Raw genomic sequence first — 22,885 nt, forward strand, 5'->3', positions numbered from 1 at the left:
CGGCGACAATCCCGCCTTTCTCCAACAGCTCAAGGATTTCCCATGAACACCACGCCCAGCGGTCTGCAGTTTGAAGATACCGTCGAAGGCGACGGCAAGCAGGCGGCGGCCGGCCAGGACGTCACCGTGCACTACACCGGCTGGCTGTGGGTCGACGGTGCCAAGAACGCCAAGTTCGACTCCAGCAAGGACCGCGGCGACCCCTTCGAGTTCGAGCTGGGCGCCGGCATGGTCATCAAGGGCTGGGACGAGGGCGTGCAGGGCATGAAGATCGGTGGCAAGCGCACGCTGATCATCCCGGCCGAGCTGGGTTATGGCGCGCGCGGCGCCGGCGGCGTCATTCCGCCGAATGCGACGCTGTGCTTCGACGTGGAACTGCTCGGCCTGGCCGGCGGCCCCGAGCACGTCGAACTCAATCTGCACACCACCTCCACCGGCCTGCAGTACGAGGACCGTGTCGTCGGCGATGGCGCCGAAGCCACCAAGGGCCAGCGCGTGTCGGTGCACTACACCGGCTGGCTCTACAAGGACGGCATGAAGGGCAAGAAGTTCGACTCCAGCAAGGACCGCGGCCAGCCCTTCAAGTTCCGTCTGGGCGGCGGCGAGGTCATCGCCGGCTGGGACGAAGGCGTGCAGGGCATGAAGGTCGGCGGCACGCGCATGCTGGTGCTGCCGCCCGAGCTGGGCTATGGCGCCCACGGTGCCGGTGGCGTCATTCCCCCGAACGCGACGCTGCTGTTCGAAGTCGATCTGCTCGCGGTTTGACCGTAGTCAAATCAGGGGACGGCGGCGCTGCTGACAAGCGCCTGTCATTCGCGGATGCTTTGATCCAGTCCGTTCACGCACCCAGATCACATCATGTCGATTGACCAGCGCCGTTTCCCTCGCGTCGAGTTCTTCCTGGTACCCGACGAGCATGAGCAGTTGCCGGTCTGGGTCATCAAGCCCGATGGCCTCGCCGAGGCGCGCGGCGGTGTCGTCGTCAACCTCAGCGAGGCGGGCCTGCAGATCCTGGCCGCGGCCGAACCGCCGTTGGAGGCCCAGCACTATGAGCTGCGCCTGCTGCTCGGCGAGGACGAGGGCGTGCCCCTGTTCAGCGCCGAGGTGCGTCGCGTCTGGACACGGCCGCTGAGCCGCATCGTGCAGCTCGGCGGCTTCGAGTTCGCGTCGCCCAACTCCCAGGCCGAGGAGTTCCTGCTGGCCCAGACTGCCCAGATCACGGCGCGCAAATGGGTGCGCTGTGTGCTCGTGGAGCGCATGACGGCTCTCGCCTGAGCAGGCATACAACGGCCCCTCTGGCGGGCCGTATCAGACTGGGATAGCGTGGCCTCGGGGCAGCATCGCCCCGCCACCGGCCACGCCCATGCTCGAAGCCGACCACCTGCTGCGCTACTGGACCGACAGCCAATGGGCCGCCAATGTGCTGATGCTGATGCATCTCATGGGCGCCATGCTGCTGGGCCTGCTGCTCGGTTATGAGCGGGCCTACCACGGGCGCGCGGCGGGCATGCGCACCTATGCGCTGGTCTGCATGGCGTCCTGTGCCGTGACCATCCTCGTCGGCTATCCCGACCAATGGTTCGGCGGCCACATGGCTGGCGGCTCACTGCCGCAATTCACCGACCCGACGCGGGTCATCCAGGGCGTGGTGACCGGCATCGGCTTCCTGTGCGCCGGCGTCATCATGCGCGAGGGCATGAACATCTCCGGGCTGACGACGGCCGCCTCGATGTGGGCGGCCTCGGCCATCGGCATCGTGCTGGGCATGGGCTTCTACTTCGCCGCCATCGCGCTGACGCTGCTGTGCGCGACGTTGATGATGTGGGGCGCCAAGCTGGAGAGCCGCCTGCCCTCACACCCGGCCATCGCCGTGACGCTGCGCGGCGAATCGGGCCGGCGCTTCACGCAGGCCGAGCTGGCCGAGTTCGCCGACGGCCTGGGCTACCGCTTCGCGCCCGGCTCGCTGAGCATCGAGAAGCAGGGCGACCACGAGGAGTGGCGCTTCGTCTGCACCGCCAAGCAGAACTTCAAGGGCCAGACGCTGTGCCGCTTTACCGGCCGCCTGCATGAGCTGCCCGGCGTGGCCGGCTACCGCGTGACCCACGCGCGCAACTAGAGCAGGCTGACGGCGGCCAGGTTCAGCAACGAGGTCTCGCGCATCAGCCGCACGAAGTCGGCCAGGAAAGGCTTGGCCGCCAGGCCCTCGGTGCTGACCGCATACAGCCGCCCCGTCAGCCCTTGTTCGCCAATGCGCTGGCGCGCCACATAGCCGCGCGCCAGGTAGTTCTCCACCGCCCACAGCGGCAGCGCCGCGATGCCGCGGCCACTGGCCACCAGCTGCAGCATGGCGACCGTCAGCTCACTGGTGCGGCGCGGCGGCGTGACGCCGGCCGGCTGCAGCACGCGGCGCACGAGGTCGAGCATCTCGTCGGGCACGGGGTAGGTGATGAGGGTGTGGTCGGCAAAGTCGCCCGCCTCCAGCCAGGGCTTGGCGAGCAAGACATGACCCTTGGGCAGCAGCGCGACGATCTCGAAGCTGAACAGCGGATGCACGACGACGCCGGTCTCGTCGGCATCCACGTCGGACACGATGGCCAGCTCGGCGCGGTCCTGATGCAGCAGGCCCACCGGGTCGGCCTGGAAGCCGGACACGATGTCCAACTCCACCTCGGGCCAGCGCCCGCGGAAGGCATCCATGGCCGGCATCAGCCAGTCGAAGCAGGTGTGGCATTCCACGGCGATGCGCAACTGGCCGGCCGAACCATCCACCAGCCGGCGCACATCGCGGTCGGCCTCATCGACCTGGGGCAGCACCGAGTCCGCCAGCTTCAGCAGCCGCTGGCCGACGACGCCAAACACCAGCGGGTTGCTCTTGCGCGCGAACAGCTCGGCACCGTAGTGCTCTTCCAGGGCCTTGAGTTGATGCGAAAGCGCCGATTGCGTCAGGTTCAGCAACTGCGCCGCGCGGGACAGGTTGCCGGCCTCGCGCAGGGCGACCAGGGTGCGCAGATGGCGCAGTTCCAGTGGTGTTTGCATGAGCAGAACTGTTGATGAACCCGAAAACGTTTCGTTTGATTCATTGTGCCCGATTGCCGATCATCACGAATCGCTTTCAGCATTGTTCGATTCATCATGATCAAGACTCATATCCTCGGCTTTCCGCGCATGGGCGAGCACCGCGAACTGAAGACCGCGCTGGAGCGCCACTGGCGCGGCGACCTGCCCGCCACCGAGCTGGAAGCCCAGGCCGCCGCGCTGCGCGCCCGCCACTGGAAGCTGCAGCAGGACGCCGGACTGGACCACGTCACCGTCGGCGACTTCGCGCTTTACGACCATGTCGCCCACCTGATCCAGCTGTTCGGCTGTGAGCCGGCGCGCTTCGGCTTCACGGGCCAGGAAACACCGCTGCAGCGCTATTTCGCGATGGCGCGCGGCATCACGACGACCCATGCGCAGACCGAGGCTTGCGGCTGCAGCGGCACGCATGTCGACGGCGTGCCCGCCCTGGAAATGACCAAGTGGTTCGACACCAACTACCACTACCTCGTGCCCGAGTTCGACAGCGCCACCGAGTTCAGCCTGAACGCCGAGCGCCTGCTGGCCGAGGTCGACGAGGCCATCGCCCTGCCCGCCAGCCCCAAGGTCGCGCTGCTGGGGCCGGTCAGCTTCCTCTATCTCGGCAAGAGCAAGCAGGAGGGTTTTGACCGCCTCGTGCTGCTGAAGCGCCTGCTGCCCGCCTACGAGCAACTGCTGACCCGCCTGGCCGCCCGCGGCGTGACCTGGGTGCAGTTGGACGAGCCCATCCTCGGCCTGGACCTCAGCCCGGCCTGGCAGGACGCGCTGCGCCTGGCCTATGCGCGCCTGGGCGTCGTCGGCCAGCCGCTGCTGCTGGCCACTTACTTCTCGCCGCTGGGCGACAACCTCGCGCTGGCCTGCGAGCTGCCCGTGGCCGGCCTGCACATCGACGCCGTGCGCGCGCCCGAGGAACTGCTGCCCGTCGCGCTGCGCCTGCCGCTGGACCGCGAGCTGTCGGTCGGCATCATTGACGGCCGCAACATCTGGCGCAACGACCTGGACCACGCCCTCGCGCAGCTGAACAAGGCCCGCGAACTGCGCGGCGGCCGGCTGTGGGTGGCGCCGTCCTGCTCGCTGCTGCACGTGCCCTTCAGCCTGCGCCATGACGCGGCGCTGGACACCGAGCTGCAGGGCTGGCTGGCCGGCGCCGTCGAGAAGCTGGACGAGTTGCGCGTGCTCAAGCGCGCCCTGTGGGGCGACGAGACCAGCGTGGCCCGCGAACTGGCCGAGTCGCGCATCGCCCGCGCCAACCGAGTCGCCAGCCGGCGGGTGCGCAACGGCAGCGTCGCGGCCCGCCTCAGGGGCCTGTCGGCCGACGCTGACCAGCGCCGCTCGCCCTTCCCCATTCGCCAGGCCGCGCAACGCCAGCGCCTCAACCTGCCCGCCTTCCCGACGACCACCATCGGCTCCTTTCCGCAGACGCCCGAGATCCGCGCCGCCCGGGCCGCCTTCAAGCGCGGCACGCTCGACGACGCGACCTATCGCGAAGCCATGCAGCGCGAGATCGAACTCGCGGTGCGCAAGCAGGAAGCGCTGGGCCTGGACGTGCTGGTGCACGGCGAGGCCGAGCGCAATGACATGGTCGAGTACTTCGGCGAACAGCTGTCGGGCTTTGCCTTCACCGCCAACGGCTGGGTGCAGAGCTATGGCTCACGCTGCGTGAAGCCGCCGGTGCTGTTCGGCGATGTGTCGCGCCCCAAGGCCATGACCGTGGACTGGACCGTCTTCGCGCAAAGCCTGACAGACAAGCCCATGAAGGGCATGCTGACCGGCCCCATCACCATCCTGCAATGGTCTTTTGTGCGCGACGACCAGCCGCGCGCCGACACGGCCCTGCAGATTGCGCTCGCCATCCGCGACGAGGTGGCCGACCTGGAGGCCGCCGGCATCGCCGTCATCCAGATCGACGAACCCGCCATCCGCGAAGGCCTGCCGCTGCGCCGCGCGGCCTGGGGCCACTACCTCGCCTGGGCCACACGCGCCTTCCGCGTCTCGGCCAGCGCTGTGCGCGATGACACCCAGATCCACACGCATATGTGCTACTCGGAGTTCAACGACATCCTGCCCGAGATCGCGGCCATGGATGCCGACGTCATCACCATCGAGACCAGCCGCTCCGACATGGAGTTGCTGCGCGGCTTTGGCGACTTCCGCTACCCCAACGAGATCGGCCCGGGCGTCTATGACATCCACTCGCCGCGCGTGCCGGACACGGCCGAGATGCTGCGCCTGCTGAAGAAGGCCGCCGAGGTCATTCCGCCGGAGCTGCTGTGGGTCAACCCGGACTGCGGGCTGAAGACGCGCGGCTGGCCGGAGACGGAGGCGGCGCTGGCGAGGATGGTGGAGGCGGCGCGGGAGTTGCGGCGTGAGGTGGTGCCGTTGGGCTGACGCGCGCGGCACACGGGCTGGCATCATTGCGCTCGCCGGCGCCAAGAAGCAGTCGACCGGGAACCCGTCAGGCGTCACACGCAAACCGTAGGAGAGCGCGGTGGACATGCAAGACATCACCTCTGCGGTATTCGGTCCTCTTGGCGGCGTTGCCGTTGTGCTCGGTGGCCTCGCGGGCTGGATCGGTTCAGTGCTTCAAGCCCGCATCAACAAGGCGACGGACACGTCCGCGGCAGTTGATATCGATCTGCGCAATCGCCGCATCTCGGCGTATCAGGACTTGTGGAAGATGACTCGGGCGCTGCCAAAGTGGCCCCGGAACCAGGACCTTCAGTACTCCGACCTCGAGGCCCTCTCAGCGCGCCTGCGAGACTGGTATTTCGCGGGGAACGGCATGTACCTGTCTCGAGCCACGCACGCTCATGGCTACTCGCCCCTACAGGAAGCGCTCGCAAAAATCCTGCAGAAGGGAGCCAAGGGGCAAGTGTCCATGGCGGAAGGCGGCGACTATGACAAGGTCCGCGATCGATGCAGCCGCTTGCGAACCGAGCTCACGCTCGACATTGAATCTCGCACGTCGCGTCGGCGCAGCATATGGTTTGTCGAGAGGTGACGCCCAAACATTGAGGTCACCGGCCATACGACCCAGCTCGCATCGACCCGAGGGCCGCGTGCATCGGGCCCTCAATCAATCGCCGGATAGTCCCCCAAGCCATCCGGCCACGGTGTCAGGATCTCGAAGCCGTCCTTGGTGACGGTCACCATGTGCTCCCACTGCGCCGACAGCGACTTGTCCCGCGTCACCACCGTCCAGCCGTCGTTCAGCTCACGGATGGCGGCGGCGCCCGCGTTGATCATGGGCTCGATCGTGAAGATCATGCCCTCCTGCAGCTTCAGTCCCTCGCCCGGGCGGCCGAAGTGGTTGACGTGCGGGTCGTCGTGATAGACGTCGCCGATGCCATGGCCCCCGTACTCGCGCACGACACTGAAGCCGGCCGCGTGGGCGACGGTCTGGATGGCGTGGCCCACATCCCCTAACGTCGCGCCCGGACGCACCTGGCGGATGCCGGCGCGCAAGGCTTCGTAGGTCGTGTTGACGAGCCGGCGTGCCAGCACATTGGTCTCGCCGACGATGAACATGCGGCTGCTGTCACCGAACCAGCCGTCCTTGGTCAGCGTCACATCGACATTGACGATGTCGCCCTTCTTCAGCCGCTTGTCCTTGGACGGGATGCCGTGGCAGACGACATGGTTGGGCGAGATGCAGGCCGTCTTCGGGTAGCCGTGATAGCCGACATTGGACGGGATGCACTTCAGCTCGTTGACGATGTAGTCGCGGCAGAGGTCGTCCAGCTCCTCTGTCGTCACGCCGGGCACGACGTGGGGCTTGAGCATGGCCAGCACCTCGGCGATCAGATGCCCGGCCTCGCGGGCCTTGGCCACCTGCTCGGGCGTACGCAGCTTGAGGCTCTTCATGCCCGCGCTCCCTTGGCCTTCGGCGCCTGAGCCCAGCCGGCCAGGCGCGCCAGGTCCAGCCCGCCCTCCTGCTCGGCGCGGATCAGCAGCTGGCAGATCTCGCTGTGGCTCAGCTGCGGATGCAGTTCGGCCAGCATGCCGATGCGCATCCAGTGCTCTGCCTGGGCATTGATGGAGCGCGACAAGGCCTGGCTCGCAACGCGCAGGCTCTCATGCATTGGATCGGAGATTTTGACGATTCCCATGTCGCGACTATATACGCTTCGTATACGAAACGTATATCACTCAACCTTGGAAACCACCACCGCTTCGTAAGCGCTCAGGAACTCGGGCGGCATGCGCTTGGGCTTGCCGCTGCTGATCTCGATGCAGACCAGCAGCCAGCGGCCGCGCACCAGCGTGACGCCGTCGCTGGCGCGTCGCAGCTGGAAGCGCCGCTCCATCGTCAGCTTGCCGTCGCTGGCCGTCAGCCAGGTGCCGAGCAGCAGCGCTTCGCCTTCGGACGACGGCAGCAGGTAGTCGTAATGGCCCTCGCGGATGGCCATCGCGCGATCGAGCCGGCGGTAGTCGTCGAGCGACAGGCCCAGTGCGTCGGAATGCGCCCAGCCCGCTTGCTCGCACCACTGCACATAGACGGCGTTGTTGGTGTGGGCCAGCCCGTCGATGTGCTCTTGCGCCGGCGTCAGCGCCAGCGTGAACGGCGACGGGTAGTCCCAGTCAGTCATAGGCCGAGACTTCGGGCCGGCGTGCCAGCACGGCAATCGGCGGCGCCCAGCGTTCGCCACGTGGCTTCTTGCTCGTGACCAGCGTGATCTCGCTGGGCTCGAAGACCTCGACGTTGTGCGTGATCGGCGTCGTCAGCAGGTATTGGGCGCGCGTGCTGCGCAGGAAGTGGCCGACGAGCTGGATGTTGCGCACGTCCAGGTGGGCGAAGGGCTCGTCGATGAAGACGAAGCCGCCCGGTGTCTCGTCGTCCTTCATCAGGCCCACCAGCAGGATCAGGCTCTTCAGCACCTGCTGGCCGCCCGAGGCCTCGCCGTCGTTGAGCCCCACCTCGCCCTTGCCGTCGAAGTTGAACTTGACCTGCAGGCCGGCCTGGGCGAGCACGGTGTCGTCGTTGTCCAGATGCGGCAGCACGGCCTCGGCCGTCGTGCCGGCTAGTTCGCCCAGTTCGGCCACGTTCTTCTTGTAGCGGCGCACGGTGGCACGCATCACGTCGATGTAGCGCTCGCGGGCGTTGAAGGCGGCGATGCGGGCCAGCTCGTTGCTGGCGCGGCGGTCGTTCAACTGGGTGTCCTGCTCATGCACCTGGGCCGACATGCGCGCATGTCGGTCGACGACGCTCGCATCGACTTCCCAGTGGCCGCCTTCGAGCTCCTGGTCGACGTGATGGGCGCGGATCTCGGCCTGGCGGGCGTTCTCGAATTCGTCACGGGCGGCGGCCAGCGCGGCGGGCGTGATCCAGGACCTGGGGAACTGGGCCTTCTGCTTGCGGGACTCCTGGGACGCCTTGCGCAGCGCCTCGCGCCTGGCCTCGTGCTCGCGCAGGCGGCCGGCGGCCGAGCCCTCGCCGTCCTTCAGCGCGATCTGGGCGCCTTCATAGGCCTGCTCGCTGCGCGTGGAATCGCGCAGCATGCGATCGTGCTCGGCGTCGAGCTGGCTCATGCGCGAGGCGGCTTCAGCGCGGGCCTGGCGCAGCACAGGCAGGCGGCTGCGGGCTTCGGTGAACTCGTCGGCACGCTCGCTCAACTCCTGCGCCGCCTTGTGGCCCACGGCCGCGCGCTGCACGTCCTTGAACTGGCGTTCGACTTCCGCCTGCGCCTTGGCGACTCGGCTCAGCTCGCCATCCCAGCGGGCCAGCTCGGCCTCCAGCGCACCTCGACGCGAATCGACGGCGGACGCGCCGAACTGGTGGTCGCGCGGCTCGACGAAAACGCTGCGGCCGCCGCGGCCGTCGCGGTAATAGGCATCCGTCGTGATCCATTCGCCGCCGACCTTGGCGCCCTCTTCCGTCGACGTGACGCAGCGGATGCCGCCCAGCTGGCGGGCCAGCCAGGCCGGCAGCGGCGCGCTGACGTTCAGCGCGGCCAGCAGCGTGCCGGCGGGCGCCTGCGTGACGGGCGAGGTGTCGGCCACGACGTAGTGGCGGTAGCGCTGCTTGGCGGCGATGTCGAAGGCGCGGCCCTCGTCGCTGCGGTGCTTCAGCACGACGACCCAGCGCGACGGGCGCAGCAGGCCTTCGGCAGCGGCGCGCCAGGTCTCGTCGGCGATGTCGATGCTGTCGGCAACGAGGTAATGGGCAATGCCGGCGTCATCCAGCGCGCGCTTCATCGGCGCGACTTCAGGCGGCGGCGGGGGCAGGCGCTTGCCGCTCAGCTCGCCGAGCTGGGTCTGAGCTCTCGCTGCCTTGTCGCTGGCGCGGGTGTAGTCGGCGCGCAGGCGCTCGCGCTCGCTGGCCAGCTCCTGCATCTTGGCCGTCAGCGCGGCGGCGTCGGCCTCGACGTCGGCCAGTGCCTTGAGTTCGTCCTCACGCTTGACCAGCGCTTCGGCCGGCCGCTCGGCTTCACGGGCGGCATCGAACGAAGCCCGCGCTTCGCGGCGCTCGCCGTCCAGCGCCTTCATGCGCTCCTTGGCCGTTTCCTGCGCGGTGAACAGGCCATGCAAGGCCGCGCGCTTCTCGCTCAGCGCCTTCACGTCGCCCGAGGCGAACAGGCGCTGGCGGTGCAGCTCGCGCGCATCGCGGGTGATGCGCTCACGCGCCTCGCTCCAGCGCAGCACGGGCAGCACCTCGGTGGCCAGGCGTTCGCGCTCCTGGATCTTGAGCTGGTACTGGCGGTGGCTGTTGACGCGGTTGGCCAAGTCGCTGAGCTGGGCCTGGGTATGCGCCAGCTCGGCGCCGGCCTGCTCCACTTCCTTGCCCAGCTGCTGCTGGTGGCTGCGCGCCTGCTCATAGCGGTCCAGCACCTCCTGGTCGCCGAAGACCTCGAAGACGAGGCGCAGCAGTTCCTTGGGAGACAGCTCGCAAAGGCGGTCGGTCTGGCCCTGCTCCAGCGCCAGCACGCGGCCGATGGCGCGCGTCAGGCCAGCCGCTTCGAGCCGCTTCTTCCACGCCTCGATGCCCAGCCAGTCGCGGTCGCCGCGCTCGGCGAGTTGCTCGATCTCGTGAACGCCGTCGAGGATGACGTAGCGGCGCACCCAGTCGCCGCCATGGCGCTCGATGCGGCAGGCCAGCGTGACCTGGTCGGCATACAGCAGCGACGACGCAAACGGCCGGCTGCTGTTCTGGCGCGAACGCGGGCGGTTGTCCACCAGCGCGCGCAGCCAGGCCGTCTCGGCGTTGGCGTGGCGGGCGTAGGTCTTGTACGTGCGGCCGCCGGAACACTCCAAACCCAGCAGCGTGCGCATGGCGTCCAGCAGCGTGGTCTTGCCCGAGCCGTTGGGGCCGGCGATGGTGATGATGGCGCCGTCCAGGGGCAGCGTGACGCGCTGGCAGTAGTCCCAGTGCAGCAGTTCAAGCGATTGCAGGTGGAACATCAGTCGTCGAGTTCTTGTTGTTCTGCTTCTTCGGCGCGCGGCAGCGGATGGCCGGCGCGGGCCAGCACGTCGCCGAGCGCACCGTCGAGGATGCGGGGTGCCAGCAGGTCGTAGTCGATCAGCAGGTCCAGCAGCGGACCTTCGGCAATGTCCTCGCCGCGGCGCGTGACGAAGCCGTGGCGCTCCAGCAGCTTGAGGTTGGTGTCCAGGCGCAGCTTCTTGCCGAGCTGGTCACCGAAGTCGGCCAGCAGGCTGCGGTAGCTGATCAGCGGCGCGACGCTGGCGGCCTGCGGCATGGGTTTGTCGGTGGCGAAGAATTCGCCCTGGCCGGCATGGATGGCGTCGCTGCGGGCCACCTGGCGCTGGCGCTTGGGCAGGACGATGAGCGACCACAGCACGACGAGCAGCGCCACGCCGTCGCGCGGCAGGTCGAGGTTGTTGTTGGCGGCCAGGCCCATCTCGCCGAACACGGCGCTCTCGGCCGGGCGCAGCAGCGCGACCGAGATGTGGTCGGCATGCACGTTGTCCACCAGGCGCAGGCCCACGCCGGCCAGGCGGGCGCCGAGCTGGTTCCACAGCTCGGTGTCGATCAGCGCGCGGCGCACGAGGGGGTGGCTGCGCGGCAGCCAGCGGCGCGCGAGCAGCTGGGCCGCGAGTTGCGCGGAGTCGTCGAGGGCTTGGCTCATGAGGAAGAAGATTCAGGTGAGAGGACGCCGCGGCTCATCCATTTGACGAACTCGTCGTCGACGGGGCCTTGCTCGGCGGACCAGCGCACCGACCAGGGCTGGCGGGCCATGTCGCCGGTAGCGCCCTTGAGGTGGCGGGCCTGGGCATCGCCCAGCAGCGGCAGCAGCTGGGCGCGGTAGGCAGCGCGGGCATAGCTGTCGCCCAGGATGGCCGGCGCCAGGTCGCGTTCCACGGGGTCGGCGGCGGCCCAGATGGTCAGCAGGGCCTGCATCTGGTCCATGTCGGGCGGCAGCTGCATCACGGCCAGCTCGCCGGTCGGCGCGGCCTGGCCTTGCGGCAGCGCGGCGGCTTCGGAAGGCTTGGGCCGGTCGCGCTCGAACTCGGCCTCGGCGGTGTCGACGAGGTCGTACTGGGCAACCAGCACCGGGTGCACCGGTCGCTCCCAGGCGCCATTCAACAGGGTGGCCAGGTCGCCCTGGCTCTGCAGCCAGCGGCGCACATCGGTGGTCGTGATGCCGGTGGAACCCAGCGTCACGCGCTGGCGGTCTGCCTGCTGCAGGGCGCGGTTGAACTGGCTGGCCATCGCCAGCAGCCGTGCCTGGGCCAGGCCCAGCTCGCGGGCCAGGCGCTCCAGGCGGGCGTCGCCGGCGGTCTCGGCCTGGGCAATGATGGCGCCCAGGGCTTCGCCGGCGCGGTCCACCAGCGTCAACGCCTTCTCGAAACGGGTGCGGGCCCGACGCAAGGCGAACTCGCTGCCGCTGGCGATGGCGTCGGCGAACTCGTCGTAGAGCCGCGAGAGCTGGGCCAGCAGRTGCTGCARCTGGGCCGGCTGCAAGGTGCCGAGCTGGTGGGCGCCRGCGACGCCGGCCAGCAGCGAGGCCAGGTCGCCGTCGGGCGCCTGCTCCTGCGTCAGCGGCTGCAGCAGGCCGACGAGCTGCTGGGCCAGCGGCGTGACGGCATAAGTCTGGGCGGTGGCGTCCCAGGCCAGCAGCTCGGCCTCGCGCAGGCGCTTGAGCACGTTGTCCAGCACCTCGTCGCGCAGCACGTGGAAGGCCTGGTTCAGCGCCTCGCGGGTCAGGCGCGACTCGCGCAAGGCCATCAGCTCGAAGAACACCCACAGCCGCAGCCGGGTGACGCCCGCCGGGCCCTGGAAGAGCGCCCGCAGCGCAACCTGCAAGGCGTCGTGTCGTTCGAGCTGCCACCACAGCAGCGCGTCCGCCGGCACGGCGCCGTCGCGGAAGTAGTCCTCCACGCGGTCGGGGCGCAGCGCGTCGTCGGTGTCCAGGGGTGATATCAGCATGGGGCGCGGATTATCGACGGCGCCTCAGATGCCTCTCGCCGCCGACAAACTAGGGGGTGTCGACGGCTTTGACAGCCACGCGACGTAGTCAGATGCCGTGGCGGCACGGCGCCCATGCAGCCGTCCCGATGGCACCGAACTTGCGTAGTCTCCTGCAACAACCGGAGGAGATGCCATGACCCGCCACTCGCTGCTCGCCATCGCTGCTTTAGCCCTGGCCGCGGCCGCGCCTCAGGCCCAGGCTGCCCTCGTCATCGACTACGCCAACTTCACTGGCGCCTGCGGCTCGACGCTGACCTGCGTCGGCGCTACGGCCCCCACCGGTGGCGGCGACCTGCGGTTGACGCCAGCGGCCGCCTTTGTCGGCGGCGCCGGTTACAGCACGACGGCCATCTCCCTCGGCGCCGGCGCGACCTTCAGCACCAGCTTCCAGTTCCGCATGAGCGAAGCCGGGGGTATCGACCCTGCCGACGGTTTCACCTTCGTGGTAGCCAAGGCCACTGCGGGCCTGGGCGGGCTGGGCGGCGGAATGGGCTACGCTGGCGTGGGCAACAGCGTCGCCATCGAGTTCGATACCTATGACAACGGCGAAGTAGGCGGCAGCAACCATGTGGCCGTGGACGTCAACGGTTCGCTGGCCAGCCTGGTGACGGCCTCGCCCTACGGCAACAGCAACTGCCACCTCGGCAACCACCTGGCGGCCGGCTGCATGAGCAACGGCAAGGTCTGGTCGGCCTTCGTCAACTACGACGGCACGACGCAGAAGCTCAACGTCAGCGTCCAGGAAGCCGGTTCTGCGCTGATTCAACTCATCACCGACTTCAGCATCGACATTTCCGGTGCCCTGGGCACCAACGACGCCTTCGTCGGCTTCACGGCCGCGACCGGCTCAGGTATCGAGAATCACGACATCCTGAACTGGCAACTGGCCAACGACACCTCCATCGTCGGCCCCGGCAACCGCCTGCCCGAGCCGGCCAGTCTGGCCCTCCTGAGCCTGGCCGGCGTTGCCGCCCTGGCCGTCAGCCGCCGTCGCCGCCAGGCCTGATCGACGTTCGAGTTTTGCGAATGCCGGCGTCAAGCCGGCTGAAACCAGGCCCGCGCAAGCGGGCCTACGCTTTGGGGCATGCAAAACACTCGCCTGCCCAGCTTCTTCCTGTCCCACGGCGGTGGCCCTTGGCCCTTCATGGACGGCGACTACCGTCGCGCCCACGCCAAGCTGGAAACTTCGCTGCAAGCCTTGCCCGCCACATTGCCGGCCAAGCCGAAGGCCATCCTGATGCTGTCGGCCCACTGGGAAGAGGCCGCCTTCACGGTCATGACCTCGCCAGCGCCCGGCATGCTCTACGACTACGGCGGCTTCCCGGCCCATACCTATGAGGTGGTCTATCCGGCCCCTGGTGACCCGGTGTTGGCCGAACGCGTCGTCGCGCTGATCCAGGCGGCCGGCCTGCCCGCCGCACGCGACGCCCAGCGCGGCTTCGACCATGGCGCCTTCTGCACGCTGGTGCCCATGTACCCGGACGCCGACGTGCCCGTCGTGCAGCTGTCGCTCAAGCGCGGCCTGAACCCGGCCGAGCACCTTGCCCTGGGCCGGGCGCTGGCACCGCTGCGCGACGAAGGCGTCCTCATCCTCGGCAGCGGCTTCAGCTTCCACAACCTGCGCCTCTACGGCGCGGCGGGCCGCGAACCGTCGGTCGCTTTCGACGCCTGGCTGCAGGCCGCCGTGCCCTCGCCGGACGGCCGCGCCGAGCGCCTGCAGGCCTGGGCCCAGGCCCCCGCCGCCCGCCTCGCCCATCCGCGCGAAGAACACCTGCTGCCGCTGATGGTGGCGGCCGGCGCCGCCGAGGGCGAAGCCGGCGCCTGCAGCTATCACGAGACGGAGTTCATGGGCGGCGTGACCGCGTCCAGCTTCCGCTTCGGCTAGGGCGGGAATGCGCTTGACCTGACGACTGCCGTCACCCTGAGGCTGATGGCTTTTCCCTTCTGGAGAGGCCATGACAGACGAAACCTTCCTGGCAGCCATCGCCAGCGGCGCACTGCCCGCCAGCGACTTCGGCCATCTGCAGCATCTGCGGCTGGCCAGGTTGCATCTACAAAGCGCGCCGCTGGAGGTCGCCATCGAGCGCACCTGCGCCGACATCGCCCGCTTCGCGGCCCACCATGGCGCCCAAGCCAAGTTCCACCGCACCATCACCGAGGCCCTGCTGCGGCTGATGGCAGCCCACGGTCCCAACGATGCGGCCCTGCTGGACGACGCGAGGGGTCTGTCGGCGCGCCACTATTCGCCGACACTGTTGGCCAGCCCGGAGGCGCGGTTGCGCTTCCTTCCACCCGACCTGCTGCCCCTGCCCGCATGAGCCCGCCACTGACGCTCGGTCGCCTGGCCCGCGCCACCGGCCTGGCGCGCTCCTCACTGCTGCATTACGAAGCCCTGGGGCTGCTGAAGCCACTCGCCCGCAGCGAGAGTGGCTATCGGCTCTATGGCGAGGCCGAGGTGCAGCGGCTGCAGGCCATCCGCCGCTACCGCGACGCCGGCCTGTCCCTGCAGGCCATCCAGCAGCTGCTGTCCCGCCCCGCTGCCGGCGGGCCTGCCGCCCTGCTGGAGCAACGCCTGCTCGCGCTGAGCGACGAGGTGCAGCGACTGCGCGAGCAGCAGCAGGAACTGGCCCGGCTGCTCGCCATGCCGGAATTCCATGCACGCCGAAAGGCCCGCGGCAAGGTCGACTGGGTCGCGCTGCTGCGCCAGGCCGGCTTCAGCGACGCGGACATGCGCCGCTGGCACGCTGGCTTCGAGACTGCGGCGCCCGACCAGCACGAGGCTTTCCTGAACTCACTCGGGCTGTCGCCGGCGGAAGTCGCTGCGATTCGTCAAGCGGCTGCGTGATTGCGAGCCGCGGCGTCCGCGACACTGGGGCCATGAGAAACGCGCTGATAGCCCAACTCGTCGCCTGCCATCGCGAAGGCGGCCAGCTCAAAGCCGCCGACTGGGTCGACGCCGTCCGCGACGAAGCCGACGCCTACGCCGTGCAGGACGGCGTCGCGCTGGCCCTGGGTTGGCGCTTCGACCGCTGGAAGTCCGGCGGTGCCAGCGCTCAGGGGCCGTTCAGCCATTCGCCCGTGAATCCCGTGGCGGGCACGGCCCTGCTGGGCGTCGAGGCCGAAGTGGCGCTGCACGTCAACGCGGATGGCGCGCCCGAAGCCATGTGCATCGCCGTGGAACTGGTCGCCTCGCGCTGGGAAGAAGGGCTGGACGCGCCAGCCCTGCTGCGCATGGCCGATCACCAGTCCAATGCCGGCCTGCTGCTCGGCGCCTGGCAGCCCTTTCGCACACTGGACTGGGGCCAGCTCGAATGGCGCCTGGCCCTGGAAGGCCAGCCCGACATCGTCCGCCGCGGTGGCCATTCTCTGAACTACCCGGCCGGCGTGCTGCCCGCGTGGTTCCGTCATGCCACGCGAAACGGCGCCACTGTCGCTGCGGGAACCGTCGTGACGACGGGCGCCTGGGGTGGCCTGCATGCCCTCACCGGCCCGGCCCACGGCAGCCTCGTCATCGAGGGCCTGGGCGAACTCAGCTTTTCAGCAGCGGCGTGAAGACCGCGGCGAAGGCCGCGATGTTGATGACGACCGTCGCCCAGTAGAGGCGCCGGAACGCCGGCTTCACGCTCTTGTGGCGCAGCACCTGCTGGGCCAGCAGCGCCCCCGGCCAACCGCAGGCCAGGGACAGCCCGTGCAGCGTGTTCTCGCCCACACGCCAGTCACCGCGCCGGGCGGCACGCTTGTCGAGCGCATAGACGATGAAGGTCGCCATGCTCATGGCGGAGTAGAGGCCCCAGAGCCAGTTGGGCACACCCCACAGCAGGTGCACGGTGAGCACAAAGCCGGCAAAGGCCGGCACCAGCAGCAACACCCGGCCGCGATCACGCGGCGTGGCGGGCGGCGGTGGCGCCTTGATGGGCCGCACGGCCAGTGCGCGCGGCTTGCCCTGGGCGTCACGGCCCGTCTGGAAGCTCAACCTCTCGCCCACCACCGGCCGCTGCGGGCGGGCCGCAAAGGCCTGGATGTGCACGAAGAGGCGGGCCGCGCCGCCATCGGGCGCGATGAAGCCATAGCCCTTGGCGTCGTCCCACTGGACGAGGGTGCCGGTCTGTCTGTCGCTGGAGCTCATCATGAAAAAAGGGCCCGCACAGCGGGCCCTCCATCATCGCCGGGCGGCAACTGCCGCCGCGGGATCAGCGGCCGAAGCCACCCTTGCGCGGGCCACTCGGCGGACGGCGGTCGCCGAAGGCCGGCTTGGCACCGAAGCTGGGCTTGGCGCCCGGCTGGAAGGGGCGATCGCCGCGCGGTGCGAAACCACGGTCGTCACGGGGCGCGAAGCCGCGGTCTTCACGCGGCTGGAAGCCACGCTCGTCGCGGTTGGCAAAACCACGGTCATCACGCGGCTGGAAGCCACGGTCTTCACGGGGTTGGAAACCACGCTCGTCACGCGGCTGGAAGGCCGGGGCGTCGCCACGCGGTGCGAAACCACGCTGGTCGCCACGCGGGGCGAAGCCGCGGTCGTCACGGGGCGCGAAGCCACGGTCCTGGCCGCCGGCACCATGATTGAAGGGCTTGCCACCGCCATGGAAGGGACGGCCGCCGTCTTCACGACGGAAGGGCTTGTTGCCGAAGCTCGGACGGCCACTGCCGAAGTTGCCACGCGGGCCACGGTCGTCGAAGCTGCCAGCCGGACGCGGCGGGAAGATGCGCGGCTCTTGCGTCTTGGGCTCGAGGCCTTCGATTTGCTGCACCGGAATCGTCTGCGTCGTGAACTGCTGGATGCGGCGGATCATGGACACGTCGTCGCGCAGGCCCAGCGTGATGGCCAGACCCTGGCGACCGGCACGGCCGGTGCGGCCGATGCGGTGGACATAGTCCTCGGCCTTCATCGGCAGGCCGTAGTTGATGACGTGGCTGATGGTCGGCACGTCGATGCCGCGGGCAGCGACGTCGGTGGCCACCAGCACGCGCACCTGCTTGCTGCGCAGGGCCTGCAGCACGCGGTTGCGCTTGCCTTGCGGCATGGCGCCGTGCAGCGGGGCGACCGAGTGGCCGATCTCGGCCAGGCGCTCGGACAGCCAGTCGGCGTCACGCTGGGTGCTGGTGAACACAACGGCCTGCTCCATTTCCGGCAGCGCCAGGATGGATTCCAGCAGCTGGTCCTTGTGATGGGGGTTGTCAGCCCAGTGCAGGCGCTGTTCGATGTTCTCGTGCGTGTCGGTGTGGTTGGCAACCTCGATGCGCTGCGGATCCTTCAACAGGTTCTGCGCAAGGCGGCCGACGTGGCCGGCGAAGGTGGCGCTGAACATCACGGTCTGACGCTCGGGCGGCGTGTTGCCGGCGATCATCGTGATGTCGTCGATGAAACCCATGTCCAGCATGCGGTCGGCTTCGTCCAGCACCAGCATCTCGACATTGCCCAGCACGCACTTGCCGGAATTGATGTGGTCGATCAGGCGGCCGGGGGTCGCGATCAGGATGTCCAGGGGGCCAGTCAGCTGGCGGATCTGCAGCGGGTAGGGCATGCCGCCCAGCACCGTCGCGACCTTCAGGCCGGGAATGAAGCGACCGTAGGTCTGTGCAGCCTTGGCGACCTGCATGGCCAGCTCACGGGTGGGAGCCAGCACCAGGATCTTGGGGCCGTAGATCTTGCCCTTTTCGCGCCGCTTGCTGTCGTCACCGCGGGCGGCCAGGATCTTTTCCAGCGCCGGCAGGATGAAGGCAGCGGTCTTGCCCGAGCCGGTGCGCGCCGAGACCATCAAGTCCTTGTTGGCGATGGCAGCGGGGATGGCGAGCGTCTGCACGTCGGTGGCGTTCTCGTAGCCGGAATCTTTCACGGCCTTCAGGACCACTTCGTTCAGGCCCAGGGTATCGAAACTCATGTCGTTCTTTCAGTCAAAGCCCATCCATGCCGCCCGGAAAACAGTGAGGGCAGACACGCGGGCGCTGAACAGACCATGCCGTTCAGCAGTCAAAGTCGCTGGGAGAAAGCTCGTGTCGGGCGGCTCGGGCTGCTGGTTGCAGTCGGGTGCGGCACGGGGGAACAGTCAAAGCGACGGCTTCATCGCCGCCGACCGATCCACGAGGGGTGTTCGAGAAGCCGTATGAACTACGGGCCGAACGAGGTCAGAGGAGACGTACGAAGCTCGGTTGGAACCGAGCGAAGCTGCGACTGTAGCACAGATCAGGGTTTTCACGGAACTCACCCCTGAAGTGCGGGTGTGCGATCCGGCACGCTTACCGGGCCAACAGTTGGCGCACGCGCGCTTCATCGGCCGGTGTGGCCGGGTGGTAGACGATCATCGTCAGGTCCGGCCGGCCTTCCACGGCCAGGCCGCTGTATTCCAGTGAGATCGGCCCGGCCACCGGATGGTGGATCTGCTTGGCCGCCTCGCCGTAGTTGCCGCGCACGTCCAGCTCCGCCCACATCGCGGCGAACTCGGCGTTGACGGCACTCAGCTCGCTCACCAGCGCCTGCACCGCCGCCGTCGCGCCGGCCCGCGCGGCATCGGCGCGGAAAGCAGCGACGACGAAGCGCGCGTCCTGCGCCCAATTGGGCATGCGCAGGCGCGCGGCGGGGTTGGCGAAGATGTGGCGCAGGATGTTGCGCCGCTCGGGGGGCATGGCTGAGTAGTCGTTCAGCACGGCCGCGCAGGCGCGGTTCCAGGCAACGACATCCCAGGTCGGCGTGCGGATCACCGCCGGGCAGTATTCGAGCGCATCCAGCACGCGTTGCAGCCGCGGCGGCACGTCGGTCGCGGCCTGGTAGCGCACTTCGGGCGGGCGGTTCTGCGCCAGCAGGAAGAGGTGCTCGCGCTCCACGCTGCTCAACTGCAGCGCGCCGGCCAGGCGCTCCAGCACTTCGGTGGACGGCGCGCCGCCGCGGCCCTGCTCCAGCCAGGTGTACCAGGTGGGGCTCACATGGGCGCGCTGCGCCACCTCCTCGCGGCGCAGGCCCGGCGTGCGCCGGCGCGCCAGCGGCAGGCCCAGCGCGACCGGGTCCAGGCGCGCGCGACGTTCCTTCAGGTAGCGGCCCAGCGGGTTGTCTTCGACGACAGACATCGTGATCCTGTTAGTGGCAATACCGGTATGCGCTCACGGCTTCACGCCAGCAGGCGGCGCCGCGACAGTGGCGCCACTTCCACTGTTTCGCAAGGACCTTTCCCATGCATGTGTTCGTGACGGGCGCGACCGGCTTCATCGGCTCGGCCATTGTGCAAGAACTGCTTTCCCACGGTCACCGCGTGACGGGCCTGGCGCGCTCGGACGCTGCCGCTGAAACCCTCGCCGCAGCAGGCGCCGCAGCCCACCGCGGCGATCTGATTGATCTCGACAGCCTGAGGCGCGGCGCGGCGGCGGCCGACGCCGTCATCCACACCGCGTTCAACCACGACTTCTCCCGCTTCGCCGCCAGCTGCGAGGATGACCGCGGCGTCATCACGGCGCTGGGCGACGCGCTGGCAGGCAGCGACCGGCGCCTCGTCGTCACCTCGGGCACGGCCCTGGTGGCCGGCAAGCCGCTCGCGACGGAGACGGACGCGCCTTCCAGCCATCATCCCCGCGCCGCCTCCGAACAAGCCGCGGCGGCCCTGGCCGAGCGCGGCGTGAATGTCAGCGTCGTGCGCCTGCCGCCCTCGGTTCACGGCGAGGGTGATCATGGCTTTGTGCCGCTGCTCATCACCCTTGCGCGCCAAAAGGGCCTGGCCGCTTTCGTGGGCGAGGGGCGCAACCGCTGGCCCGCGGTGCACCGGCTGGATGCCGCCGCCCTGTTCCGCCTCGTGGCCGAACAGGGCCGGGGTGGCGTGAGCTATCACGGCGCCGCCGAAACCGGCCTGCCCTTCGCCGATCTCACGGCCATCATCGGCCGGCGCCTGGGCCTGCCGGTCCAGGGCCTGACGGGCGAGGCCGCGGCGGCCCATTTCGGCTGGTTCCAGCATTTCGCCGCCTTGGACAACCCCTGCAGCAGCGAGTGGACGCAGCGCGAACTGGGCTGGCAACCGCGTCGCACCGGCCTGCTGGCCGATGTGGACCAGCCGGGCTATTTCAGCAACTGAGCCGGCAGCCAGCCGCGCAGGCTGTTGAAGAAGGCCAGGCCCGAGGCGCGGGCCAGGTCGTCGCGCGTCAGCCGCGCCTCCTGGACGCGGCCCTGGGCCAGCAACTCGGCGCGCAACACGCCGGGCAGCAGGCCGGCCGCCAGCGGCGGGGTCAGCCAGCGGCCGTCGAGTTGCAGGGCGAGGTTGCCGAAACTGCATTCGGTCAGCTCGCCGGCCTCGTTCCAGAGGATGAGGTCAAAGGCTTCGGCCGGCTTGGCCAAGGCATACAGCTCACGACGCGTGGTCTTGTGGGCCAGGTATTCGGCGCGTGGACCGCGCGTCGGGATGGGGCGGTCCGCCAGCGCCAGGCGCACCGGCTCGGCCGTGGGCGTGAAGGCGGTGAGCGTGTGTGCGACGCGGCCTTCGGCATCGCAGGTCAGGCGCAGCCGCCAACTGCCTTGCGCATGGGCCTCGGCCACGGCCTTCAGATGCGCCCGCGCCTCGGCCAGCGAAAAACGCAGGCCGAAATGCCGCGCCGTGCGCTGCATGCGGGCCAGGTGCGCTTCGCCACGGAGAGCCACACCGGCTTCGAGGCGCAGCGTCTCCAGCGCCTCGACGGGCGCCTCGGCGCGCGCCAGGAAGCGCGACTTGGCCCGCCATTCGGCGATCTCGGCGGTGGGCTCGCTGTCCAGCGTGATCGCGCTGCCGATGCCGCAAGTGAGGGCGTCGCCGTGGAAATCGACCGTGCGGATGGGCACATTGAAGGTCGCGACGCCGCCGGGCTGGATCAGCCCCAGCGCACCGCAGTACCAGCCCCGCGCCTTCGGCTCCAGCTCGCGGATGATCTGCATCGCACGGATCTTGGGGGCGCCGGTCACCGAGCCGCAGGGGAAGAGCGCCGCGAACGCGTCCGCCAGCGTCAGCCCGCCGCGGCTGACGGCGGTCACGGTGGACGTCATCTGCCAGACCGTCGGCAGCGCATGCAGCTCGAACAGCCGCGGCACGCGCACCGTGCCGAGCTGGGCGACGCGGCTGAGGTCGTTGCGCAGCAGGTCCACGATCATCAGGTTCTCGGCGCGCTCCTTTTCGCTGGTGCGCAGATGCGCCTGGGCAGCTTCGTCGTCGACGCGGTCGCGGCCGCGCGGCGCCGTGCCCTTCATGGGCTGGGCGGCGAGCAGCCAGCTCGCCTTGGCACCGGGCACGGGGCGCCAGTCGAAGAAGAGCTCCGGCGACACGCTGGCGGCGCCCGCTTCGCGCAGAAACAGGCTGAAGCCACCCGGCTGGCTGGCGTGCAGGGCCAGGAAGAGCTGCTCGGGGTCCAGTGCGCCGGCCGCCGCACGCAGCCGCGTCGTCAGGTTGACCTGATAGCAGTCGCCGTCGCGGATATAGGCGCGTATGCGCTCGATGGCGGCCGTCGCGTCGGGCTCAGCATCCTGCCAGCCGAGCAGGCCGGTGTGGGCCAGCGGCAGCTCCGGCCAGGGCTCGGGCGCCGTGTCGTAGACGGCGAACTCGACCAGGGGTTCGCTGGCCGGATGGGTGGCGAGGGCCTTGTCGAAAGCAGCCGCCGCCTCGTAGCGCAGGCCCCCCAGCACCCAGGCGCCGGCGCGCGCGGCGGCCTCGGCTTCGGCGATGACACCGACGACCTCGTCGAGCCGCCCTGCCCTCAGCCAGCGCGCCGGCGGCTGCCCCCAGCAGCCACGCAGGCGCTCGCCGTCCTCGCGGGCCAGCGGGTGGCGGGGGAAGTCGAAAGCGGCGTGCAGCAAGCGCCGTGCAGGCCGATCAGGCCAGGTTCAGGAAGTGGGTGCGGTAGTGCACCAGCTCGTCGATGGACTCATGGATGTCGGCCATGGCCGTATGCGCCTGGGCCTTCTTGAAGCCCTCCAGCGCGGCCGGCTTCCAGCGCTTGGCCAGTTCCTTCAACGTGGAGACGTCGAGGTTGCGGTAGTGGAAGAAGCTCTCCAGCTCCGGCATGTAGTTGGCGAGGAAGCGGCGGTCCTGGCAGATGCTGTTGCCGGCCATCGGGCTCTTGCCCTTGGGCACGTATTGCTTCAGGAAGGCGATCGTCTGGGCGGCGGCTTCCGCTTCGGAGATCGTGGACGCCTTGACGCGGTCGATGAGGCCGCTCCTGCCGTGGGTGCCCTTGTTCCAGGCATCCATGGCGTCCAGCGTCGCGTCGCTCTGGTGGACGGCGAAGACCGGACCCTCGACGCGCTTTTCGAGGTTGGCGTCGGTGACGACGACGGCGATCTCGATGATGCGGTCGGTGTCGGGATAGAGCCCCGTCATTTCGAGGTCGATCCAGATCAGGTTGTTTTCGCTGAGGGCAAGGGTGTCGGACATGGTGGGCTCTCTC

General features: G+C 69.1%; 23 protein-coding genes and 1 pseudogene. 12 read left to right on the forward strand and 12 right to left on the reverse strand.

Features of this window, described 5'->3' with window-relative positions:
* Positions 1-42: 42 nt before the first annotated feature.
* The 4 genes and pseudogenes from AC1DW3_RS02485 to AC1DW3_RS02500 all read left to right on the forward strand — a co-directional run.
* Positions 43-387 (forward strand): annotated as a pseudogene (locus AC1DW3_RS02485) (FKBP-type peptidyl-prolyl cis-trans isomerase); the annotation flags it as partial.
* 30 nt (positions 388-417) lie between these two features.
* Positions 418-765, forward strand: a complete 348-nt coding sequence (locus AC1DW3_RS02490) for an FKBP-type peptidyl-prolyl cis-trans isomerase (RefSeq protein ID WP_477928400.1) — start codon at positions 418-420, stop codon at positions 763-765.
* Between the two features lie 93 nt (positions 766-858).
* Positions 859-1,275: a PilZ domain-containing protein gene (locus AC1DW3_RS02495; protein WP_477928264.1), complete on the forward strand. Its 417-nt coding sequence runs from the start codon at positions 859-861 to the stop codon at positions 1,273-1,275.
* Between the two features lie 88 nt (positions 1,276-1,363).
* The gene (locus tag AC1DW3_RS02500) at positions 1,364-2,116 is read left to right on the forward strand and encodes an MgtC/SapB family protein (RefSeq protein WP_477928266.1); all 753 of its coding nucleotides are present in this window, start codon (positions 1,364-1,366) and stop codon (positions 2,114-2,116) included.
* Here the strand turns inward: AC1DW3_RS02500 and AC1DW3_RS02505 are convergent.
* Positions 2,113-3,036 carry a LysR family transcriptional regulator gene (locus AC1DW3_RS02505; protein ID WP_477928268.1) on the reverse strand — a complete coding sequence of 308 codons (924 nt, stop codon included), beginning with the start codon at positions 3,034-3,036 and terminating at the stop codon, positions 2,113-2,115. The genes AC1DW3_RS02500 and AC1DW3_RS02505 overlap by 4 nt on opposite strands.
* Before the next feature lie 96 nt (positions 3,037-3,132).
* Here AC1DW3_RS02505 and metE point away from each other — a divergent pair, with 96 nt between their 5' ends.
* Positions 3,133-5,463: a 5-methyltetrahydropteroyltriglutamate--homocysteine S-methyltransferase gene (gene metE / locus AC1DW3_RS02510; protein WP_477928270.1), complete on the forward strand. Its 2,331-nt coding sequence runs from the start codon at positions 3,133-3,135 to the stop codon at positions 5,461-5,463.
* 106 nt (positions 5,464-5,569) lie between these two features.
* Positions 5,570-6,076 (forward strand): hypothetical protein, encoded by a 507-nt coding sequence (locus tag AC1DW3_RS02515; RefSeq protein WP_477928272.1) that lies wholly within the window; start codon positions 5,570-5,572, stop codon positions 6,074-6,076.
* A gap of 71 nt (positions 6,077-6,147) precedes the next feature.
* Here the strand turns inward: AC1DW3_RS02515 and map are convergent, their stop codons facing one another.
* The 6 genes from map to AC1DW3_RS02545 are packed head-to-tail and all read right to left on the reverse strand — an operon-like array spanning position 6,148 to position 12,460.
* Complete coding sequence (gene map / locus AC1DW3_RS02520) at positions 6,148-6,939, reverse strand: type I methionyl aminopeptidase (RefSeq protein ID WP_477928274.1); 792 nt, start codon at positions 6,937-6,939, stop codon at positions 6,148-6,150.
* Entirely contained in the window at positions 6,936-7,184 is a 249-nt protein-coding gene (locus AC1DW3_RS02525) for a ParD-like family protein (protein ID WP_056197644.1), read from the reverse strand. The genes map and AC1DW3_RS02525 overlap by 4 nt, the downstream gene beginning before the upstream one ends.
* A gap of 36 nt (positions 7,185-7,220) precedes the next feature.
* Positions 7,221-7,664, reverse strand: a complete 444-nt coding sequence (locus AC1DW3_RS02530; protein ID WP_477928276.1) for an acyl-CoA thioesterase — start codon at positions 7,662-7,664, stop codon at positions 7,221-7,223.
* Positions 7,657-10,473, reverse strand: coding sequence for an ATP-binding protein (locus AC1DW3_RS02535; RefSeq protein ID WP_477928278.1), 2,817 nt, complete (start codon positions 10,471-10,473; stop codon positions 7,657-7,659). The genes AC1DW3_RS02530 and AC1DW3_RS02535 overlap by 8 nt, the downstream gene beginning before the upstream one ends.
* The gene (locus AC1DW3_RS02540) at positions 10,473-11,159 is read right to left on the reverse strand and encodes a hypothetical protein (protein WP_477928280.1); all 687 of its coding nucleotides are present in this window, start codon (positions 11,157-11,159) and stop codon (positions 10,473-10,475) included. Before AC1DW3_RS02540 ends, AC1DW3_RS02535 begins: the two co-directional genes overlap by 1 nt.
* Positions 11,156-12,460, reverse strand: a complete 1,305-nt coding sequence (locus AC1DW3_RS02545; protein ID WP_477928282.1) for a hypothetical protein — start codon at positions 12,458-12,460, stop codon at positions 11,156-11,158. The genes AC1DW3_RS02540 and AC1DW3_RS02545 overlap by 4 nt, the downstream gene beginning before the upstream one ends.
* 175 nt (positions 12,461-12,635) lie before the next feature.
* On the opposite strand from AC1DW3_RS02545, the gene AC1DW3_RS02550 reads away from it, so the two are divergent.
* The 5 genes from AC1DW3_RS02550 (at position 12,636) to AC1DW3_RS02570 (ending at position 16,054) form a co-directional block, all read left to right on the forward strand.
* The gene (locus AC1DW3_RS02550; RefSeq protein ID WP_477928284.1) at positions 12,636-13,508 is read left to right on the forward strand and encodes an L-type lectin-domain containing protein; all 873 of its coding nucleotides are present in this window, start codon (positions 12,636-12,638) and stop codon (positions 13,506-13,508) included.
* Positions 13,509-13,586: 78 nt separating this feature from the next.
* Positions 13,587-14,387 carry a DODA-type extradiol aromatic ring-opening family dioxygenase gene (locus tag AC1DW3_RS02555; RefSeq protein ID WP_477928286.1) on the forward strand — a complete coding sequence of 267 codons (801 nt, stop codon included), beginning with the start codon at positions 13,587-13,589 and terminating at the stop codon, positions 14,385-14,387.
* A 70-nt stretch (positions 14,388-14,457) separates the two neighbouring features.
* Entirely contained in the window at positions 14,458-14,820 is a 363-nt protein-coding gene (locus AC1DW3_RS02560) for a hypothetical protein (RefSeq protein ID WP_477928288.1), read from the forward strand.
* Positions 14,817-15,347: a MerR family transcriptional regulator gene (locus tag AC1DW3_RS02565; RefSeq protein ID WP_477928290.1), complete on the forward strand. Its 531-nt coding sequence runs from the start codon at positions 14,817-14,819 to the stop codon at positions 15,345-15,347. The genes AC1DW3_RS02560 and AC1DW3_RS02565 overlap by 4 nt, the downstream gene beginning before the upstream one ends.
* Before the next feature lie 32 nt (positions 15,348-15,379).
* The gene (locus tag AC1DW3_RS02570; protein ID WP_477928292.1) at positions 15,380-16,054 is read left to right on the forward strand and encodes a hypothetical protein; all 675 of its coding nucleotides are present in this window, start codon (positions 15,380-15,382) and stop codon (positions 16,052-16,054) included.
* Here the strand turns inward: AC1DW3_RS02570 and AC1DW3_RS02575 are convergent.
* The 3 genes from AC1DW3_RS02575 to AC1DW3_RS02585 form a co-directional block, all read right to left on the reverse strand.
* Positions 16,032-16,628: a DUF1294 domain-containing protein gene (locus AC1DW3_RS02575; RefSeq protein WP_477928293.1), complete on the reverse strand. Its 597-nt coding sequence runs from the start codon at positions 16,626-16,628 to the stop codon at positions 16,032-16,034. The two genes, AC1DW3_RS02570 and AC1DW3_RS02575, sit on opposite strands and share 23 nt — an antisense overlap.
* Positions 16,629-16,692: 64 nt before the next feature.
* Complete coding sequence (locus AC1DW3_RS02580; RefSeq protein ID WP_477928295.1) at positions 16,693-18,381, reverse strand: DEAD/DEAH box helicase; 1,689 nt, start codon at positions 18,379-18,381, stop codon at positions 16,693-16,695.
* Positions 18,382-18,736: 355 nt separating this feature from the next.
* A complete protein-coding gene (locus tag AC1DW3_RS02585) occupies positions 18,737-19,561 on the reverse strand; it encodes a helix-turn-helix transcriptional regulator (RefSeq protein ID WP_477928297.1) in 825 nt (274 codons plus the stop codon).
* A gap of 104 nt (positions 19,562-19,665) precedes the next feature.
* Between AC1DW3_RS02585 and AC1DW3_RS02590 the strand changes: the two genes are divergently transcribed.
* Entirely contained in the window at positions 19,666-20,553 is an 888-nt protein-coding gene (locus AC1DW3_RS02590; RefSeq protein WP_477928299.1) for an SDR family oxidoreductase, read from the forward strand.
* Here the strand turns inward: AC1DW3_RS02590 and AC1DW3_RS02595 are convergent.
* Complete coding sequence (locus AC1DW3_RS02595) at positions 20,538-22,295, reverse strand: chorismate-binding protein (RefSeq protein WP_477928301.1); 1,758 nt, start codon at positions 22,293-22,295, stop codon at positions 20,538-20,540. The genes AC1DW3_RS02590 and AC1DW3_RS02595 overlap by 16 nt on opposite strands.
* 16 nt (positions 22,296-22,311) lie before the next feature.
* Positions 22,312-22,872, reverse strand: a complete 561-nt coding sequence (orn, locus tag AC1DW3_RS02600; protein ID WP_477928303.1) for an oligoribonuclease — start codon at positions 22,870-22,872, stop codon at positions 22,312-22,314.
* Positions 22,873-22,885 lie beyond the last annotated feature (13 nt).

This window comes from Roseateles sp. P2_H4 (assembly GCF_056403315.1).